This is a genomic window from Arthrobacter sp. 179 (genome assembly GCF_052379645.1).
Taxonomy (GTDB): domain Bacteria; phylum Actinomycetota; class Actinomycetes; order Actinomycetales; family Micrococcaceae; genus Arthrobacter_H.
The window spans coordinates 236413-254571 of sequence record NZ_JBQSYU010000001.1 but is presented as its reverse complement, the minus strand read 5'-3'; the positions used below and the strand labels follow the sequence as shown (position 1 = coordinate 254571).

Sequence of the window (18159 nt, the reverse complement as noted above, 5' to 3'; positions counted from 1 at the left end):
GGTCTCGTCATGTGAGGCTCCGGTTGCGGCGGATAATGAGTAGTAGGAACGGCGAACCGATGACTGCCACGACGATGCCCGCGGGAAGCTCTCCAGGCCAGAACGCGATTCGGCCGACCAAGTCTGCTAAGACGAGTAGCGCGCCCCCGCCAGCAGCGGCGACGAGGTGCCGCAAGGCTGCGGGGAGAGCGAGTCGTTGTGCGGTTGCCGCGGCGAGGTGAGCGCCAAGGAGCCCGACAAATCCGATCGGTCCAACTAAAGCAGTCGCTGCGGCGCTGGCGAGCGCGACAGCCAGCACGGTTGTCGCCCGCGTCGGCAGCAGGCGAGCCCCGAGTGCACGCGCGACATCATCGCCCATGAGGGTCAACTCCAGTGCACGCGAGACCGCGAGGGCTACGATGAGTGACAGACCGATGAGCATTGCCGCTGTCAAATTCGATGGCATCGCAACGCCGACCATCGACCCCGAGAGCCAACTGCGCATGCTGTCGAAGGCTTCGGGTACCGCGAGCATCAGGCCTGTGGTGATCCCGGTGAGCACCGCACCCAGTGCGACACCGAACAGGACAAGGCGCGTGGCCGAGTAGATCCTTCCGCTCAGTCCGACGGCGCTCACGAGGATGGTCGCGGTGAGCGCGCCGAGCAGCGCCCAGGCGCTCTGTGCGACGAAGTCCGCGGCCATACCGGTCGCGATGCCGAACGCGATCATCACCGTCGCTCCGGCGTTGGCGCCGAGGAGGCCGGCATCGGCCACCGGGTTGCGGGTCAGGGTCTGTAGAAGCGATGCGGCGAGGCCGAGCCCTATACCGGCGATCGCGGCAGCAAGTGTCCGGGGGAGTCGGATCTCGACGACCAAGGCCTGAGCAACGATGTCGACATCACCTCTGATCACCCCGAGGACGACCCACGGGCTGGTTGACTGACCTCCAATGAACAGCCCGGATGCCATCGCTGCGCCAAGCACCCCGATGGTGATGAGCGCCGTTGACCAGCGTCTGAGGGGCTGGGATCCTCGCTCAGTCTTGGACGTCGAAGTCATCGAGCGGCGCCATCCGGGAACTGTGCTTCAACGCTTCCTCATAACGCTGCAGTCGTGCTTCATCGACCTGGCTGCTCGTGCGACTTCGACGCCAGTAGCCGAAAACCTGGACCTCGGTTCGGTCCATGCCGCGATCATGGCGGAAGTGATCCCGAATCTGCCGCATCTCCTGATGCTCGCCGCCCGCCCAGACGGTCACGGGTTCGGCGAAGGCAGAACTGGCTTCTAGTGCAGCCGCGACAAGTCGTCCGGTGGTTCCGGGCGGCTCATCCGTAGGACGCGGCAACCAGTGGAGGGCGACGCCTTCCGGTGCTTCAAGCTCAGTGAAGACAGCTTCATCAGGCGTTTCGACCCAGGCTTCTCCTCGCACACCCGGCTGGACCCAGTCGCGGAGGATAGTTGCCAGGGCGGGAATGGCTGTTTCGTCAGCAAACATCCACGCAGGCCGCTCGGAAACGATCGCCGGGCAGAAATGCGGACGCGGGCCAAGGATTCGCACGGCGATCCCCGGCTGTGCGGCGGCGAGCCACCTCATCACCGGGCTGTCTCCCTCGTGTCGCACGATGTCGACGTCTAGCTCGCGCACCCCAGCAGATGATTCTCGATAGTCGCGCACCGTGTAGACGCGCGACACCATGGCATCACTTTTTACGTCAGGGAGCTCAAGCCGAATCGCTGGGTTCGTGACACGCCAGCGCTCTGCGTCGCCATCGTGGTCGAGGGTCGCTGTGACGCGGACGACCGACGGGGCGATCTCAGCCACTGCGGTCACCGTCATCGTCCCGTGATTGACACCGGCGCGATGGTCAGGATGGTCAAGAACTTTCTGATGGCGACCACCATAGAGCGCATTGCTCACGTTGTTCATTTCCTACTCCATGATTTATTACACTAAGGTTGCCCTTACCTTACTCCATTCGCAAAGGAACACACATGCAACGAACGCGCCGACACTCGATCACGGCTCTGGCCCTCGTCACAACGGCAACACTCGCACTCGCGGGCTGCTCCGGAACGAGCGACGCCGAGCCGGACGGCACCGGCCCTTCGGCCTCTGGCGACGCGAGCATCGTGATCGAGCACGCATACGGGACCCTCGAACTTGACAAGGCACCCGAGCGCGTGATCACCCTCGGCCTGTTGGAAACCGATGTGGCCGTTGACCTCGGAGTCACTCCGATCGCGATTGCGAAGTTCTTCGCAACCCCGGACGGCATCGCCCCGTGGCTTGCCCCCGAGCTCGACGAGGCGCCCGAGATCATCGACACCACAACGACCGGTGCCAATGGTGCCGAACTCGATGTCGAGGCGATCGCCGCTCTGGACCCTGATCTGATCATCGCAACCACCTACACACAGCTCGGCCAGTACTACGACCAACTCGCGATGATCGCTCCCGTCCTCGGCCCGTCGGACGCGAACTACCTACAGCTCCCGTGGCGCGATCAGACACGCGCCATCGGTGAGTCGCTGGGGCTACTGGAAGAGGTCAACGACCGGATCGCCGCAGTCGAGGAACAGATGGTCGAAGCTGCGGCCGAATACACAATCACCAAAGGTCACGATTACACGCTTTCACTGGGCACCCCCGACCAGATCAAGGTCATGAACGATCCCGCCGATGCGAGCGTCGAAATCATGAATGCGTTCGGCATGACCTTCAGCGAGACAGCGGCAGCCCTCCCCGGCCTCGGCGACGGATCCGGATCAGCAGGAGTGTCGGAGGAAAACGTTGCCGCGCTCGACGCGGACATCGTCATGATCGGGTTCTTCGGCGCCGACACCCAGACGTTCTGGGAGAGCTCAACGCTTTTCCAACAGCTCAACGCGGTCAAGAACGGCGGATTTATCGCGATGGATCTGTCGGCCAGCACGGCGCTGCGCAATCCTTCACCGCTGTCGATCCCGTACGTCATCGACGAGGTCATCGCAGGGAGCATCGTGCCCGCGCTCGGGGAACAATAACCGCATGGTGAGTGGGGGCACCGGCGTGCCCCCACCCTTCCCTGGAAGAATTGGCGACATGACATCCGAGCCCACGCCTGCCCGTCGTGGGCGGCCCAGAAAGATCACTCGCGAGGCGATTGCCGACGCGGGAAGGCGGCTCACCCTCCCCAAGGTGACCGTGGCCGATGTCGCGCAAGAACTCGGGGTAGCTATCCGATCGCTCTACAAGCACACGAGCGGCATCGAGGATATTCAGATCATCACCGCCGAAGCAATCTTCGCCTCTTGGGAGGCACCCGCCCCCGAAGGGCAACCGCTTGAGGAGCATCTGCTCGCCATTGCATCGTCGCTGCGGCGGCTCGCGATCGAAAACCCGGGCATCGCGGGATTCCTGCTGCGAACCTCGTCGGATATCTCTCCCGCCCTCGTCGCCGCGATGGATGCGCACCAGCGCTCTGTTGCCGAGGCTTACAGGCTCCCCCTGGTCCACAGCTCAATCCTCTTGGCGACTGTCGCTGAGCATTCGCTGGCGGTCACCGACGTCGTGCACGCCGGGGAAGGTCGACGCCGAGACCTGCGACGCATGGCCAACGATCCGCGCTTTCCCGCGTTGTCCGCGACTGCACGTGTCCTCAAGCACGAAGACGCCGAACGCCACTTCCTCTTCGGGGCGCACGCACTTATCAAGGGACTGCTCGATTCGATCACGGGCATCCCCGGCCAACCAGACCAGATCGAAACGAGACCAGATGACGACTCCAACTCGACGCCCTAAAACCTACGACCCAAAAAACCCTTCAGCGACTGGCGGGAGGCTGCGCGGCACGCAACTCACCCTCGCGTACGACCGACGTGAAATCTGCCGAGACCTGAACGTCGAAATCCCGCAGGGCAAGGTTACGGTCATCATTGGGCCGAACGCCTCGGGCAAGTCCACCGTTCTCAGGGCCCTCGCCCGCTTGATCAATCCCACGGACGGCGCGGTTCTGCTTGATGAGACCGACGTACGACGCTACGCGCCTAAGGAGTTTGCGCGGCGGCTCGGAATTCTCCCGCAGACATCGACGGCCCCCGTCGGCATCACCGTGTCAGAGTTGGTCACGCGAGGACGATTCCCCCACCAACGTGCACTGAGGACGCTAACGGAGGCGGACACCAGGGCGGTCGAGCACGCGATGGCAGCGACCCGTATCGCTGAGCTCGCTGATCGGCCCGTTGCAGAGCTCTCGGGCGGACAACGCCAGCGAGTGTGGATCGCGATGCTGCTCGCGCAGCAAGCGCCCGTCATGCTGTTGGACGAGCCGACCACGTACCTCGATGTATCCCATCAGCTCGAAGTCCTCGAACTGGTGCGAGGACTGAACCAGAACGATGGTCGCACCATCGTTCTGGTGCTGCACGATCTCAACCAGGCGGTCGTCTTTGCCGACGAGCTCATCGTCGTCAGTCAGGGACAGATCGTCGCGCGCGGCACCCCCCAGCAGGTCATGACAGGAGAACTGCTCCGCGATGTGTTCGGCATCGAGGCACGCATCCTTCACGACCCGGAACTCACAGCCCCTGTCATCGTCCCCCTCACCAGCGTCGCGAACACGCGATGACAATGAGAGCTGGTCGCGCCGTCCTTGCTCGCGGCGCGCGCCGACGGCTGCATCCGGTCGGTAGTTAGCCCCCGAGACCGGGAGATCAGCGTTGCGAACGGATTACTCGGGGTTGATAATCGCCTGCGGAAGCGCCCCAGAAGTATAAGAACACTCATGCCACGGCTCGGCTCACCGGCCCAGGCTTGGCCCACCACGGCGTGGATCGGTGGAGGCAAATCGGGAGGCGCGTAGTTGGCGCTCGCGCTCGGCAAGCATGCGGGCAGCCTCGCGCTTAGCCTCCTCCGATGCACGAGTCTGCCTAATCCGTTCGACCGCCTCGGCCGGGGTCAGCGTGCAAAGCGCATCTGCTTCGGCACGGGCGTGCTGAGCGGTGCGGGTCGCGTCTTCGACCAGGCGTGCGGGGCGCGCGTTGACGTACGCGCCGGGGTTCTGCCGCACGGTCTCTTCTCCGAAGATGCGGGCGTAGACGCCCAGGCTGGGCCACGGGTTCGGTTCCAGCGCGGCATGCAACGCCTGCGCAGCGGTCGCGTGCTGTTGCTCGGCTTCGATCACGCGCGGGTCGGCATCGATCCGGGGACGGGTGACGCGCTCGACCCACGCATTCTCCCCCTCGTTCCATCGGGGCAGATCACCCCACGCTCTCTTGAGCACCCGCTCCACGTCTCGGGCGACACCTCGCGCGGCGTCGTGTTCGGCAGTCGCGCGACGCTTCTTGAGCCTCCCCACGATCCACGCCTTCTCGTGGGCGGTCTTCTCAGCGGCATCGGCGGCTTGCCAATTGGTGAACGCTTCCCGTGCCTGCGCGGTCAGCGGCTCGGCGACCTCAGAACGTACGAGTTCAACCTGCTGCTTAGCTTCCTTGTTCGCCTGGACTACATGGTCGCGTTCGGCGCGCTGCCGCGTGTATAGGTCGTCCAGGGCTTCGGCGGCTTGCTGCCACTGTGCCGCTCGAGCCTCGGCTTGTTCGGCACGTCGAATCAGCGCAACTACTTCGGTGCTGACGAGTTTCGCGGGGCCGTCATCCACGAGACCGCGCACGGCTTCTGCTGCTTGCTGTGTGGCGTGGGGGAGTCCTCGGTCTGCGCGGTCGCGTTCGAGTGCGTCAATGAACTGCTCACGCGCGGCGGGCAGACTCTCGGCGATGATGTGTAGCTGGTTCTCGCTGGTGCCTCGGGTCATGCCGACGTACACGGCGGCTCCGCTCATCGCGTCGCTAAGGATCGTGTGCGACCCCTTGGCGGTGACGCCCTGCACCCCGTACGCGGTCGAAGCATAAGCAAGATGCGCATGCCCGGCGACATACGCGGCAGGCAGGCGCACGGAGTGCTCGCGTTTGCGGTCACTGCTTCCTTCGGCCGCCCACACGGTGCCGTCAACCTCGACGTGCTGCACGATCCACAGTTGCCGGTTCGCGACCCCCAGGATGGTGTCGTTCTTCCGCGTCTGGATCAGATCACCGCAACTAATGGGGAGGCCGTCGCTGCCTGTCATAGGCGCGGCGTCGTCCACGGCCCCAGCACCTGCGCGTTGGTCGCGGATGTGCTCGTTCAGGCGGGCGGCTTCGTCGTTGGTGGCGACCGTGACCGCCTCCCCATCCTTCCGGTTGCGGGCGATGTGCTCGTGCAGGTGCTCGGCGTCGGCGTGTAGGCGGATCAGGCCGAGCGCGGCAAGTTGGTCGAAGACCTTGCCGGGATCGTTCCGTTCCCGCAACCGCACCGACAGTTCGGCGTAGGCGGGATCGGTGAAGCGGTGGACTTCGGCCATGTCGATGGTGCGGCCGCGAATCTGCGCGGCCATATCGAGCACCCCGCCTCTGCCGACGGCTGGCAGTTGCGCCCGGTCACCCACAAGCGCAACCGTCGCGCCCGACTCGGCGGCAACGGTGAACAGGGCGATGGCACTGTCCTGGTCGAGCATGCCCGCCTCGTCCACGACAATCCGCTCACCCGCTCGGAGGCATGCCGCATCGGGTGGGCCGGTATAGGTGCGTCCGGTCTCAGGATCGGTGTCGCCGGGTTCCAGGCGTGTCCATACGCCATCGGCGTTCCAGCGGTAGCCATGCGCGTGGACGAGCGCCGCCACCGAATCCGCAGGAACCCCGAGCGTCTGGTGTGCGACGTCGGCGGCCTTCTTCGTCGGCGCAACCACCCGCGTTGCTCGACTTTCCCGCTCGGCAGCTTGGATGGCCGTGGCAAGCATGGTCGTCTTCCCACTGCCCGCTGCCCCTTCCACGACCACCAGCGGATCAGCCGATGCGAGTGCTGCTGCCGCTTCCGTCTGCCCGACGTCGAGGCCGGCGGCCTGCGCCAACTGGCGCACGTCCGGCACTGCCGGCTCGATCTTGGGTATGCGGGCGGTGAGGAGGTCGCGCAGTTCGGTTTCGGCTTGCATGACGCGCACGCTCGTCAGATGCGCCACATGCTCCAGCGCAGGCTTGTCCGGTGGGAGGATCGAGAAGCAATCCTCCAACGCCAACCGCGACGCCGCCGTGATGAACTCTCGTATCTCGGCAGGAGATGCTTGCACGCCGTACTGGGTCATGATCCGCGCCGCGTGCTCAGTCACCGTGTGCGCCGTCCACGCGGAACTGGAAGCGGCGCAACGATCCAGCGCGCGGGATGCAACCTCCTGCACACTCAACTCGTCCAATCGCACCGATGCGCGCGGCGCTGGCCGTTGCAATGTTGCGGGGTCGTATCCGGCCTCGCGCAGCTCCGTCACCCAGCCGGTTTCCTCGGCGAGGGAGGTGGGTTTCTTCGCAGGCCGCTGGTAGGCCCATGCTTCGGCTTGCAGCCGGGTGGCGACGACCGGCCCCATGCTTTCGCCGGGGTGCGCGTGATCCCATTCGGTTTCGAGGCGTTCGAGGTTCTCGCCTACTTGCTTGCCGCGCTTCGACATGAGCGCGTTGAACGGCTGCAACTGGGCCACCTCGCCGGTCACGGGGTCGAGAGTCAGGCCGTGCCGGTCAAGCACAGCATGCAGTTCGGGGCTGGCGGCGATCACCGCGGTGCCCAGGGCGCGGATCGCGCTCTGCTGCTTGAACAGCGCGGCGGTGAACAGGCCCCGCCATTTCCCGGCCGCCCATACCCTTGTGCCGATCTGCATGTGAATGTGCCGGTGCGGATCACCCGCTCTGCTCGTTCTGTGGGTGATGCCGACGACGTGCATCTGCTCGACGGGCACGACCTCCTGCGCCCCCAGCGACCCCACGCGAGTCACGGAGTGGAGGGCGAGCCAGCGCCGAATCTCCGCCAAAGCGTCCTGCTGGGCGGCATCGAGAGCGTCGGAGACCTCCGGGTGCAGAGCGGCGGCGATCGACAGCGACTTGGGCGTGTTGATGACCATCTCCATGAACCGGGGCGACGCCTTGCGATCCGACCCCGCACCCCGAGGTCTTCCCATCGACTCACCCGTGAGCGGGTTCACCCAGTCCACCCACCCCGCATACGCGGCAGGGTCAAGGGCCAGCTCAGCGGTCACCGCGCCCGATCCGTCGAGCGCCGCGAACTGCGCGACGGTCGTCTCCGCGCCGAGGTAGTAGTCGTCGGCGCGGGAGCGGTCGGACTCGACATAGCGCAGCGCATCAGCCCCGGTGCCCCGGAACGGGATCACGCCGCCATGCATCCCGACCACCGCCCTTCCGCCGCCTCATTGGGCATCTAGCGTATCAGCAACTACGGCACTTAGGATACGTTCATTCTGAGATTGGGGCGAGAGAATGGGTGCTGGGGTGGAAGGCGGGGTACATAGGTGGCGCGTGCGGAGCGTGCTCGGCAAGGTCGGCGGCACGGGGTCAGGTGGCGCGGACATGACGGCGGCGACTGTCCTGAGAGAATGAGGGGCATGCCGAGTTCCGTTCAGTTGATCCGCGCTTCCGGCCTCTCAGACGTCGCCGAGTACGCGTATGCGGCCACAGCACCGAAGGACTCTCGGTTGATCTTCCTCGCCGGATCGTGCCCGCTTGACGAGCACGGTACCACCGTCGCGGTCGGCGATTACGCGGGCCAGGCTGCCGCATGTATCGAAACGATGAAGCGTGCTCTCGCCGCTTCTGGCGCGACGATCCAGGATGTCATCAGCACTCGCGTGCTGGTCGCATCTTCTTCGCAGAGCAATCTTGTTACGGCCTGGGAGGTCGTGCGCGATGCCTTCGGAGAACACGACGTGCCGAGCACGTTGATGGGCGTGACGGTGTTGGGCTACGACGACCAGCTGGTCGAGATCGAAGCGGTTGCCGCCGTCATTGACTGACTGCGAAGCCCGCCGGTAGGTGGCGAAAAGCTTGCGTCAGAGTTCCATGAGCAGGCAGCCCGGCACACCGTTCGGGGCAGGTCGGAAGCCGTGCCGGGCGTAGAGTCTCGCGGCGGGGTTGCCGTCCTCGACGGAGAGGCTGATCGCCGCGACGCCACGGGATCGAGCTGTCTCGGAGATTCGATGCAGGAGCAGTCCACCAATGCCTTGGCCTCGATGCGCGGCGCTGACCCAGATGCTCAGCTCCGGGATGGTGTCCGCGACGAATCCGTAGCCGGGGTCTTGGGCGGTGAAGTAACGTAGCCAGACCACTGCGACGACCATTCTGTCGGCGTCCTCAGAGACGAGGCCGAAGTCCTCATCTCTTGGCCACTCGTCGTAGTAGTGGCGGAACTGCGGGGTGTCCTCGACCTCACGCATGGTGAAACGCGGGCCGTTCCAGTTCAGGTTGTCGAGCGTCGCCCGCGCGAGCAGCCCACGGTCTGCCGCCGTCGCTTCTCTCACGAAATCAAAGGTCATGCTCTGCGTTTCGTCCAACTATCCCGCGCGTCCGCGTCGTCCAGGCGGGAGCAACCCCTTCGAGCGGGCGCGGGCGACCCAGCCTTGTGCGGTGGAGAGGGGTACGCGGCTGATTTCTGCCATCTTCGCGGTCGGGTTTGTCTCCCCGTCGTCTACGAGGCGGGTGTGTTGGAGGGCGACGACTTCGTAGAAGTCCGCGATCCGCTTCGGGTTCCCCAACGGCTGCATGACCTCTGAGGAGTGGAGAATGCGACCCGAGGGCATGGTGAGTGTGCCGCCCTCGAAGCGGGTGGCTCCGGTGACGGTGAACTGGCGGCGGTTGATCGCCGCCTCAATCCGGGAGGTCGGCAAGTTCCGAAGGATCGGGCTGGCCACCGGGTCGCCCGCCAGCTCGGGCAGGTAGACGATCCCCGTGATCCGCACTTCACCCATTGGCTCTTGGTGCATGAGGTATTGGCGTTGCAGGCGTAGCAGCACGCGGGTACGGGACTGGGTGTGCTCGATGAGGAACCAGCGACCGTCGCGACCATCGTTATACCCGCTCAGGTTCCCGTCCGACCCCGGCGTGGGGTATGTCCGCTTGTCGTACTTGAGCGCGGCATCGATGGCTACCGAGTCGGCAGAAGAGGCGATCACGGGAGGATCAGGCATCACCCAGCCTGCTGGCAGGTCTTCGGGGACCAGCAGCGGCATGTCCTCCACGTCTTGACTCATGCCTCTGATCGTAGTGGAACCACCACTTCATCTCAAACAATGGCCGTTACGCGAGGAGTGTGCTACCTTGGTTCTGGCGTATCTGCTTTTGTATGAGATTGGTGGTGAGTGGCCTGACCCCAGCCCCGACCCGTGAGCGCCCACCACACGCGGCGCAAAGCCGGGCTGCGCTCGGGGCAGGGGCGGGGAGCGATCCGGGGCAGCTCCGTCTCCGCACGATCCGCCGTGCCGAACCCGACATGGGGAAGCTCGTGGAGTGGGTGCTGAACATCACCCAGGCGCGTTGGGAGGCTTACCGGGCCGGGGAACCTGACCCTTACGACCTCCCGATGCCTGCGAATCTGAGCCTGATGTCAGATGCGCGCGGCAGAGTAGAAGAGCATGAAGAACCCGAGCTGTTGCACCGACGAAAGAGCACCGCATGACCACCACCGCTCCCACAGTCATCCCGACCAACGCGCAAGCGGACGATCGGCCGGTGCTGCTGGCTGTGTCCTATCTCCGCGTCTCGACCCGTGAGCAGGCTGAGCGGGGCGGAACCGAGGAGGGGTTCTCGATCCCCGCGCAGCGAGAGGCCAACGCGAGGAAGGCCAACGAACTGGGCGCGCGGGTTGTGCGGGAGTTCGTGGATGCCGGGGAGTCTGCGAGGTCTGCGGATCGGGATGGGTTGCAGGAGATGTTGGCGTTCATCGCCGCCACCCGGATCACGTTCTGCATCGTCCACAAGCTCGACCGGCTCGCCCGCAACCGTTCGGACGATGTGAAAATCCACGAAGCACTCATAGGCGCAGGCGTCACCCTGGTGTCGGCGACCGAGAGCATCGATCAGACGCCGTCGGGGATGCTCGTGCACGGCATCATGTCGAGTATTGCGGAGTTCTACAGCCGCAACCTCGCCACCGAAGTCACCAAGGGCCTCACCCAGAAGGTCGCCCAGGGCGGCACCCCGATGCGCGCCCCCATCGGCTATTTGAACGTCCGCAAGACGGACGACAACGGGCGGGAGGTTCGCACGGTCGAGGTCGATCCCGAACGAGCACCGCTCATCACCTGGGCGTTCGAGCACTACGCCGAAGGCGAGACCTCCGTCACCGGCCTCCTCCGCGACCTCACCGCACGGGGGCTACTCACGGTGCCGACGCCGAAGCGTCCGTCGAAGCCGTTGGGGAAGAACACGCTCTACAAGCTCCTGACGAACCCGTACTACGCGGGAGTGATCCGCTACAAAGGTGCGCTGCATCCGGGCGCGCATGATCCCATCGTGGAGCCTGCGCTGTTCGACAAGGTGCAGTCGCTGCTCCGGGCGCGGACGGCGAAGATGACCCGGCACGTCCAGCACGCCCACCACCTCAAGGGCCTGCTGCACTGCGGCACCTGTGGGTCGCGGATGCTGCTCGACTTCGCCACCAACCCACGCGGTGTCACCTACGCCTACTTCATCTGCTCCGGCCGCGCTGCGAAGAAGACGACCTGTACCAGACGCGCGGTTCCCGTCGCGGTCGCGGAACGTCTCGTCGCGGACTCCTACGCGAGCATCACGATTAGTGACACCACCTACCAACGAATCGCGGCCGACGTTGATGCGGCATTCGACAAGCGCAACACCAGCCAAGACCAGAAACTTGCCGATCTGACGGCGAACCGAGCCAGGTTGGAATCCGAGTCCGACAAGCTCCTCGCCGCGCACTTCGCCGACGCCATCGACCTCGACACGTTGAAAAGGCACCAAGACCGCATCCGCGCGGGCCTCGCCGATGTGAACCGCCGACTCGCTGAACACAGCGAGCACCACACCGGCGGGCGCGCCTTCCTCCACGACTCGCTACGGCTGCTCACCGACGCGCACCGTGCCTACACGCGCTCCGGAGACGCTGACAGGCGACTCGCGAACCAAGCGTTCTACACGCGCCTCGACATCACCGACGACGAACAGCTCCGTCCCACGCTGGCCGAACCTTTCGCGACGATCTTCCGCGAAGCGCACCAGGGCGGCGACGAAGGCAAGGAAGCGAAACGGGAACACACAACATCTTTCGATGTCGCGTGTTCCCGTAAGACACTTTGGGTGGAGGTAAGGGGACTCGAACCCCTAACCCCCTGCTTGCAAAGCAGGTGCGCTACCAATTGCGCCATACCCCCGTGACGGGAATCAATCGAGTTGATCCGTCGATGCCTTCCACACGGATTTCTCCGATTCGGAGGCCTTCCATCTACGGTAGACGACCACGGAGGCGGCGGCCACGACTGCGACCAATAATTTCCGCATGCATTCTCCACAGTTCCTGGAAGATGGAGGGATTCCGTGGGCGTACCAGGACTTGAACCTGGGACCTCTTCGTTATCAGCGAAGCGCTCTAACCGCCTGAGCTATACGCCCTCATTGTCCCTTCAGGACGAGATATGACTTTACCGGACCGGTCGCCGGGAAAACAAATCGGCTTCCGCGGCGTGGTGGACACGACGCCGCGGAAGCCGATCAGTACCCGATCAGTCGTCGGTGAGGGTGACCCCGATTCCACCGACCAGGGTGGAGGAAATGTTATAAAGCACGGCAGCGAGCATCGACATGGCCGTGAGCAGCACCACGTTCACAACGGCGATGATGGTCGCGAAGGAGGCAACCTGGCCCAGGGAAACTAGCTCCTTGAGGTCGAATCCTGACTCCGAACCGATCACCTCCCCGAGAAGATCGTTCACTCGATCAAAGATGCCGGTCAGATCCAGGACGGTCCACAGTACGACGGCCGCCACGACGGTGACGATCCCCAACGCCACCGACAACAAGAACGCCATCTTCAGGATCGACCAGGGATCGACCTTGCTGATGAGCAGTCGGGCCTTACGGACCTTCGCTTTGGGCGCCGGCCGCACGAGCTGCTGGGTCCCCTTCTTCTGGGCGGGGCTCCTGCCTGCGGCTGACTGGCCCGAAGGACGCTGGCCACCGGAGGCAGGTCGTTGCGTGGGAGCGGTCGGGCGTCCCTGCTGTCCGCCGGGCTTTTGCCGCGGCGCCGCTGGGCGCGGGTTGTTCGGGGTGCTCACGCATTACCTCCGTCGATTTCGGTCTCATCAGCAGCCTGGGTGGCTTCCACGGACTCCGCGGCAACGGAGCCGGTTTCACCATCGGCCGGTGCCCCGTCCACTACCGGTGCCCTCTGCTGAGAATCTTCAGGATCCAACGGTACTTCATCCTCGTCCTCATCGACTCCCAGCCCACGCTCAGCATTCTTGGCCACTGCGATGATCCGGTCCTTCTTATCCGGCTTCGCGAAGATGACCCCCATGGTGTCGCGTCCCTTGGCCGGCACCTGCGTGACCTTGGACCTGACGACCTTCCCGCGCTGCATGACCACGAGCACTTCGTCGGTTTCCTCGACGATGAGGGCCCCGGCCAGGACTCCGCGTTCGTCGGCCAACTTAGCCACCTTGATGCCGATGCCGCCCCGCGTCTGCACACGGTATTCCTGCACAGAGGTCCGCTTGGCGTAGCCTCCCTCCGTGACGGTGAAGACATAGGAGTCTTCTCCCACGACGCCCGCGGTCAGCAAGACGTCGTCATCACGGAACTTCATGCCGGTGACTCCCGACGTGTTCCTGCCCATCGGACGCAACGCTTCGTCGGTGGCTGTGAACCGCACGGACTGTCCGTGGCGTGAAACGAGCATCAGATCATCGGTTTCCGAGATCAGCTGCGCCGACACCAGCTCGTCGCCTTCCCGCAGGTTCACGGCGATCACCCCGGCGGAACGGTTCGTGTCGTAGTCGGTCAGTCGACTCTTCTTCACCAGTCCCCGGCGGGTTGCCAACACCAGATAGGGCGACTGCTCGTAATCGCGCAGGTCCAGGACCTGGGCAATATGCTCATCCGGTTGGAAAGCCATCACGTTCGCCACGTGCTGGCCCTTGGCATCGCGACCGCCCTCGGCCAGCTCGTAGCACTTCGCCCGGTACACGCGCCCGTGGTTGGTGAAGAAAAGCAGCCAGTTGTGCGTGGTGGTGACGAAGAAGTGCTCGACCACGTCGTCCCCACGCAACTGGGCGCCCCGGATCCCCTTGCCACCACGGTTTTGCGAGCGGTAGTTGTCGCTTCGGGTCCGCTTGATGTAGCCGCCGCGGGTGATGGTGACCACCATTTCCTCTTCGGGGATGAGGTCTTCCATCGACATGTCACCGTCATAGCCGGCGACGATCTGCGTACGACGGTCATCCCCGTGGCGCTGGACGATTCCGTCGAGCTCCTCGGAAATGATCTCGCGCTGACGCACCGGATCGGCCAGAATGATCTTGTATTCGGTGATCTCGGCCTCCAGCTTCGCGTGCTGGTCCTGGATCTTCTGGCGCTCCAGGGCTGCTAGTCGACGCAGCTGCATGTCCAGAATGGCCTGGGCTTGGAGGTCGTCGATATCGAGCAGGTCCTTCAGGCCGTTACGCGCGTCCTCGACGGTCGGAGACCGGCGGATGAGGGCAATGACCTCGTCCAAGGCGTCCAGCGCCTTGAGAAGTCCCCGCAAAATATGGGCCTGCTCTTCGGCCTTGCGCAGCCGGAACTGTGTTCGCCGGACGATGACATCGATCTGGTGGTTGACCCAGTGACGGATGAAGGCATCCAAGGACAAGGTACGCGGTACGCCGTCCACGATGGCCAGCATGTTTGCCGAGAAGTTCCCCTGCAGCTCCGTGTGCTTATAGAGGTTGTTCAACACCACCTTGGCGACGGCATCACGTTTGAGGACGATCACCAGACGCTGGCCGGTCCTGCCGGACGTCTCGTCACGGAGATCTGCGATGCCACCCATCTTGCCGTCCCTGACGAGCTCGGCGATCTTGATGGAAAGGTTGTCCGGGTTGGCCTGGTACGGCAATTCGGTGATGACCAGGCAGGTCCGCCCCTGCAGCTCCTCGACATTGACCACGGCACGCATGGTCACCGAGCCACGTCCGGTCCTATAGGCATCCTCGATACCGCGGCGGCCCAGGATGAGTGCCCCGGTGGGGAAGTCCGGTCCCTTGATGTGTTGCATCAAGGCTTCAAGCAGCTCTTCCTTCGTCGCCTCCGGATTCTGCAGGTACCACTGCGCACCGGCGGCCACTTCACGCAGGTTATGCGGAGGGATGTTGGTGGCCATTCCGACGGCAATGCCGGAGGAGCCGTTGACCAACAGGTTCGGGAACCGTGCCGGCAGAATCGTCGGCTCCTGGTTCTTCCCGTCGTAGTTGTCCTGGAAGTCGACGGTCTCCTCGTCGATTTCGCGAACCATCTCCATGGCCAGGGGAGCCATCTTGGTTTCCGTGTACCTCGGGGCCGCGGCACCATCATTGCCCGGGGAGCCGAAGTTCCCCTGTCCCAGGGCCAACGGGTAGCGCAAGGTCCAGTCCTGGATAAGCCGGACCAGGGCATCGTAGATCGCGGTGTCACCGTGGGGATGGTACTGACCCATGACCTCGCCGACCACACGCGCGCACTTGTTGTAGGACCGTTCCGGGCGGTAGCCGCCGTCGAACATCGCGTACAGGACGCGGCGGTGGACCGGCTTGAGCCCATCCCTGACGTCGGGCAGGGCACGGCCGACGATCACGGCCATCGCGTAGTCGAGATACGACCGTTGCATCTCGGTCTGCAGGTCGATGGGTTCGACCCTGTCGATGGTGGCCGCGGCCAGGGGCTGGTCCGGCTGCACGACGTCCTCGTGCTCCGGGTCGTGGGGGTTTTCTGGCGTCTCGTCGCTCATCGGTTTCTTCCTCTATTCAAAGCTGCGTCGGAACGTGGGGACGGTTTCCTCAGATATCGAGGAAGCGCACGTCCTTGGCGTTCTGCTGGATGAAGTTACGGCGGGATTCAACGTCCTCGCCCATGAGCACCGCGAAGATCTGATCCGCTGCGGCGGCGTCTTCCATGGTGATCTGACGCAGGGTCCGGTGGTCCGGGTCCATGGTGGTGTCCCAGAGCTCGGAGTAGTCCATTTCGCCCAGGCCCTTATAGCGTTGGATGGCGTTGTCCTTGGGGAGGCGCTTATTGGCCGCCGCACCAGCGGTCAGGGAGGCATCCCGCTCGGCATCCGAGAAGACGTATTCATGAGCCGAGTTGGACCACTTGATCCGGTACAGCGGTGGCTGCGCCAAGTACACGTAGCCATTTTCGATCAGCGGACGCATGTACCGGAAGACCAGGGTCAGCAGCAGCGTGGTGATGTGCTGGCCGTCCACATCGGCATCGGCCATCAACACGATCTTGTGGTACCGGAGCTTGGCCATATCGAATTCCTCGCCGATGCCCGTTCCGAAGGCCGTGATCATCGATTGGACCTCGGCATTTCCCAAGGCCCGGTCCAGGCGTGCACGCTCCACGTTCAGGATCTTCCCGCGCAACGGCAGGATGGCCTGGGTCCGGGGATCACGACCGCGTTTGGCCGAACCACCGGCGGAATCACCCTCCACGATGTAGACCTCGCACTCGGAGGGGTTCTTCGAGGAGCAATCCGAGAGCTTGCCCGGCATCCCGAATGACTCCAGCGGGGATTTGCGACGGGCATTGTCCCGGGCCTTCCGAGCCGCCATACGGGCCTGGGCGGCAAAAAGGGACTTCCTGATGATGTCCTTGGCCGTCGAGGGGTTGCGCTCGAGCCAGTCTCCAAGTTCGTCGTTGACCACACCCTGGACGAACCCCTTGGCCATGGAGTTGCCCAGCTTGGTCTTGGTCTGGCCCTCGAACTGCGGTTCTCCCAGCTTGATGGAGATCACCGCCGTGAGGCCTTCCCGGATGTCGTCACCGGTGAGGTTGTCATCCTTGTCCTTGAGGATGCCTTTTTCCTTGGCGTAGCGGTTGATCAGCGAGGTCATCGCCGCCCGGAAGCCCTCTTCGTGCGTTCCGCCCTCATGGGTGTTGATCGTGTTGGCGTAGGTATGGACGGATTCCGAATAGGCGGTCGTCCACTGCATCGCGACCTCAACGGAAATCATCCGTTCCGTGTCTTCGCTTTCGAAGGCGATGACGTCAGGGTGGACGAGGTCGGCCTTCTTCGACGTGTTGAGGTACTCCACATAGTCGAGCAACCCGTTTTGGTAGCAGTAGTCGACGAACCGGTGCTTGGGTTCCTCGGCCTCGTGGGCCCGTTCCTCAGTGTCGTCCTCGGCGATCTCATCGGCCGAATCATCGAGCGTGCGCTCATCGGTCAGGGAAATACGCAGACCCTTATTCAAGAAGGCCATCTGCTGGAAACGTATGCGGATGGTCTCGAAGTCGAACTCGGTGGTATCGAAGATCCCCGCATCCGGATAGAACGTGATCGTCGTTCCGGTCTTTTCGGTTTCCTCGCCCTTGACCAGTTCGCCCTGGGGCTTCCCGCCATCAGCGAATGACATCCGGTAGACGTTGCCCTGCCGATGAATCTCGGCGTCGACGCGGCTGGAAAGGGCATTGACGACCGAGACACCCACCCCGTGCAGACCGCCGGAAACGGCATAGCCGCCTCCACCGAACTTGCCACCGGCGTGCAGAATGGTCATGACGACCTCGACGGTCGGCCGTCCTTCGGTCGGGTGCATGTCCACGGGGATGCCACGTCCGTTGTCTTCGACCCGGACACCGCCGTCCTCCTGCAGGGCCACCTTGATGGTGTCGCAGTATCCAGCCAGAGCTTCGTCGACGGAGTTGTCGACCACCTCATAGACCAGGTGATGCAAGCCGCGCGGCCCCGTCGAGCCGATGTACATGCCGGGCCGTTTACGAACGGCCTCCAGGCCTTCCAGGACCGTGATGTCGCTGGCTCCGTAAGCGTGTTCGACCCGGTGGGAATTCTCGTGTGGTTCCTGCTCCACTACTGATTCCGGTTCTACGGCCGGACCGGGTTCCTGGGCCGCTATCGGCTCCTGTGGTGCTGTGGAATTCTCGTCCTCGGGGGTGGTGTTCTCAGTATCCACAGGCGGTGCAGACTCCTTGTGCGTTCTCGGAGGACGCCGATCCGGTAGATCGGGCATCCATGAACCGGCGCCCTGACCGTGGACGGGCGGGCACCGTAACTACAATTCTACCGTGTTTCTCAGCCGTGGTGGGGTAAATCAGCCCCCAATTGCCTCTCATTGGCAAAAAAA

The 18159-nt window shown here is 64.0% G+C and carries 14 protein-coding genes, 2 tRNA genes and 1 pseudogene; 5 read left to right on the top strand and 12 right to left on the bottom strand.

Annotated elements, in window-relative coordinates; all coding sequences use genetic code 11:
• Positions 1–7: 7 nt before the first annotated feature.
• Both ACT3UE_RS01280 and ACT3UE_RS01275 read right to left on the bottom strand, forming a co-directional pair.
• Positions 8–949 (bottom strand): FecCD family ABC transporter permease, encoded by a 942-nt coding sequence (locus tag ACT3UE_RS01280; protein WP_441839901.1) that lies wholly within the window; start codon positions 947–949, stop codon positions 8–10.
• 67 nt (positions 950–1016) lie between these two features.
• Entirely contained in the window at positions 1017–1907 is an 891-nt protein-coding gene (locus ACT3UE_RS01275) for a siderophore-interacting protein (protein ID WP_441442605.1), read from the bottom strand.
• A 65-nt stretch (positions 1908–1972) separates the two neighbouring features.
• On the opposite strand from ACT3UE_RS01275, the gene ACT3UE_RS01270 reads away from it, so the two are divergent.
• The 3 genes from ACT3UE_RS01270 to ACT3UE_RS01260 are packed head-to-tail and all read left to right on the top strand — an operon-like array spanning position 1973 to position 4587.
• Complete coding sequence (locus tag ACT3UE_RS01270; protein WP_444554471.1) at positions 1973–3004, top strand: ABC transporter substrate-binding protein; 1032 nt, start codon at positions 1973–1975, stop codon at positions 3002–3004.
• A gap of 58 nt (positions 3005–3062) precedes the next feature.
• Positions 3063–3761, top strand: coding sequence for a TetR/AcrR family transcriptional regulator (locus ACT3UE_RS01265; protein WP_441356571.1), 699 nt, complete (start codon positions 3063–3065; stop codon positions 3759–3761).
• A complete protein-coding gene (locus tag ACT3UE_RS01260; RefSeq protein WP_441356572.1) occupies positions 3736–4587 on the top strand; it encodes an ABC transporter ATP-binding protein in 852 nt (283 codons plus the stop codon). The genes ACT3UE_RS01265 and ACT3UE_RS01260 overlap by 26 nt, the downstream gene beginning before the upstream one ends.
• Before the next feature lie 171 nt (positions 4588–4758).
• Here ACT3UE_RS01260 and mobF read toward each other — a convergent pair whose 3' ends face one another.
• Positions 4759–8214, bottom strand: a complete 3456-nt coding sequence (gene mobF, locus ACT3UE_RS01255; protein ID WP_441442611.1) for a MobF family relaxase — start codon at positions 8212–8214, stop codon at positions 4759–4761.
• Between the two features lie 219 nt (positions 8215–8433).
• On the opposite strand from mobF, the gene ACT3UE_RS01250 reads away from it, so the two are divergent.
• Positions 8434–8841 carry a RidA family protein gene (locus ACT3UE_RS01250; protein ID WP_444566104.1) on the top strand — a complete coding sequence of 136 codons (408 nt, stop codon included), beginning with the start codon at positions 8434–8436 and terminating at the stop codon, positions 8839–8841.
• A gap of 36 nt (positions 8842–8877) precedes the next feature.
• On the opposite strand, the gene ACT3UE_RS01245 is transcribed toward ACT3UE_RS01250, so the two are convergent.
• A complete protein-coding gene (locus ACT3UE_RS01245) occupies positions 8878–9378 on the bottom strand; it encodes a GNAT family N-acetyltransferase (protein ID WP_441356575.1) in 501 nt (166 codons plus the stop codon).
• Complete coding sequence (locus ACT3UE_RS01240) at positions 9379–10074, bottom strand: hypothetical protein (protein ID WP_441356576.1); 696 nt, start codon at positions 10072–10074, stop codon at positions 9379–9381.
• Positions 10075–10495: 421 nt separating this feature from the next.
• On the opposite strand from ACT3UE_RS01240, the pseudogene ACT3UE_RS01235 reads away from it, so the two are divergent.
• Positions 10496–11536: pseudogene (locus tag ACT3UE_RS01235) on the top strand (recombinase family protein); the annotation flags it as partial.
• 360 nt (positions 11537–11896) lie between these two features.
• On the opposite strand, the gene ACT3UE_RS01230 reads toward ACT3UE_RS01235, so the two are convergent.
• The 7 genes from ACT3UE_RS01230 to gyrB all read right to left on the bottom strand — a co-directional run bounded on the left by ACT3UE_RS01230 (position 11897) and on the right by gyrB (position 18045).
• Positions 11897–12097, bottom strand: coding sequence for a hypothetical protein (locus tag ACT3UE_RS01230; protein WP_441356577.1), 201 nt, complete (start codon positions 12095–12097; stop codon positions 11897–11899).
• A 43-nt stretch (positions 12098–12140) separates the two neighbouring features.
• Positions 12141–12213, bottom strand: a tRNA-Ala gene (locus tag ACT3UE_RS01225).
• Between the two features lie 10 nt (positions 12214–12223).
• A complete protein-coding gene (locus ACT3UE_RS01220) occupies positions 12224–12340 on the bottom strand; it encodes a DLW-39 family protein (protein ID WP_444554469.1) in 117 nt (38 codons plus the stop codon).
• A 37-nt stretch (positions 12341–12377) separates the two neighbouring features.
• Positions 12378–12451: transfer RNA gene (locus ACT3UE_RS01215), tRNA-Ile, on the bottom strand.
• A gap of 110 nt (positions 12452–12561) precedes the next feature.
• Positions 12562–13113, bottom strand: a complete 552-nt coding sequence (locus ACT3UE_RS01210; RefSeq protein WP_444554468.1) for a DUF3566 domain-containing protein — start codon at positions 13111–13113, stop codon at positions 12562–12564.
• Positions 13110–15800 (bottom strand): DNA gyrase subunit A, encoded by a 2691-nt coding sequence (gyrA, locus tag ACT3UE_RS01205; RefSeq protein WP_444554467.1) that lies wholly within the window; start codon positions 15798–15800, stop codon positions 13110–13112. The genes ACT3UE_RS01210 and gyrA overlap by 4 nt, the downstream gene beginning before the upstream one ends.
• Positions 15801–15849: 49 nt before the next feature.
• The gene (gyrB, locus tag ACT3UE_RS01200; protein WP_444554466.1) at positions 15850–18045 is read right to left on the bottom strand and encodes a DNA topoisomerase (ATP-hydrolyzing) subunit B; all 2196 of its coding nucleotides are present in this window, start codon (positions 18043–18045) and stop codon (positions 15850–15852) included.
• Positions 18046–18159 lie beyond the last annotated feature (114 nt).

Coding starts and splice junctions, on each gene's coding strand:
- ACT3UE_RS01280 (WP_441839901.1), bottom strand. CDS start 949: ATGGCATCCGGGCTGTTCATTGGAGGTCAGTCAACCAGCCCGTGGGTC.
- ACT3UE_RS01275 (WP_441442605.1), bottom strand. CDS start 1,907: ATGAACAACGTGAGCAATGCGCTCTATGGTGGTCGCCATCAGAAAGTT.
- ACT3UE_RS01270 (WP_444554471.1), top strand. CDS start 1,973: ATGCAACGAACGCGCCGACACTCGATCACGGCTCTGGCCCTCGTCACA.
- ACT3UE_RS01265 (WP_441356571.1), top strand. CDS start 3,063: ATGACATCCGAGCCCACGCCTGCCCGTCGTGGGCGGCCCAGAAAGATC.
- ACT3UE_RS01260 (WP_441356572.1), top strand. CDS start 3,736: ATGACGACTCCAACTCGACGCCCTAAAACCTACGACCCAAAAAACCCT.
- mobF (WP_441442611.1), bottom strand. CDS start 8,214: ATGCATGGCGGCGTGATCCCGTTCCGGGGCACCGGGGCTGATGCGCTG.
- ACT3UE_RS01250 (WP_444566104.1), top strand. CDS start 8,434: ATGCCGAGTTCCGTTCAGTTGATCCGCGCTTCCGGCCTCTCAGACGTC.
- ACT3UE_RS01240 (WP_441356576.1), bottom strand. CDS start 10,074: ATGAGTCAAGACGTGGAGGACATGCCGCTGCTGGTCCCCGAAGACCTG.
- ACT3UE_RS01220 (WP_444554469.1), bottom strand. CDS start 12,340: ATGCGGAAATTATTGGTCGCAGTCGTGGCCGCCGCCTCCGTGGTCGTC.
- gyrA (WP_444554467.1), bottom strand. CDS start 15,800: ATGAGCGACGAGACGCCAGAAAACCCCCACGACCCGGAGCACGAGGAC.
- gyrB (WP_444554466.1), bottom strand. CDS start 18,045: ATGCCCGATCTACCGGATCGGCGTCCTCCGAGAACGCACAAGGAGTCT.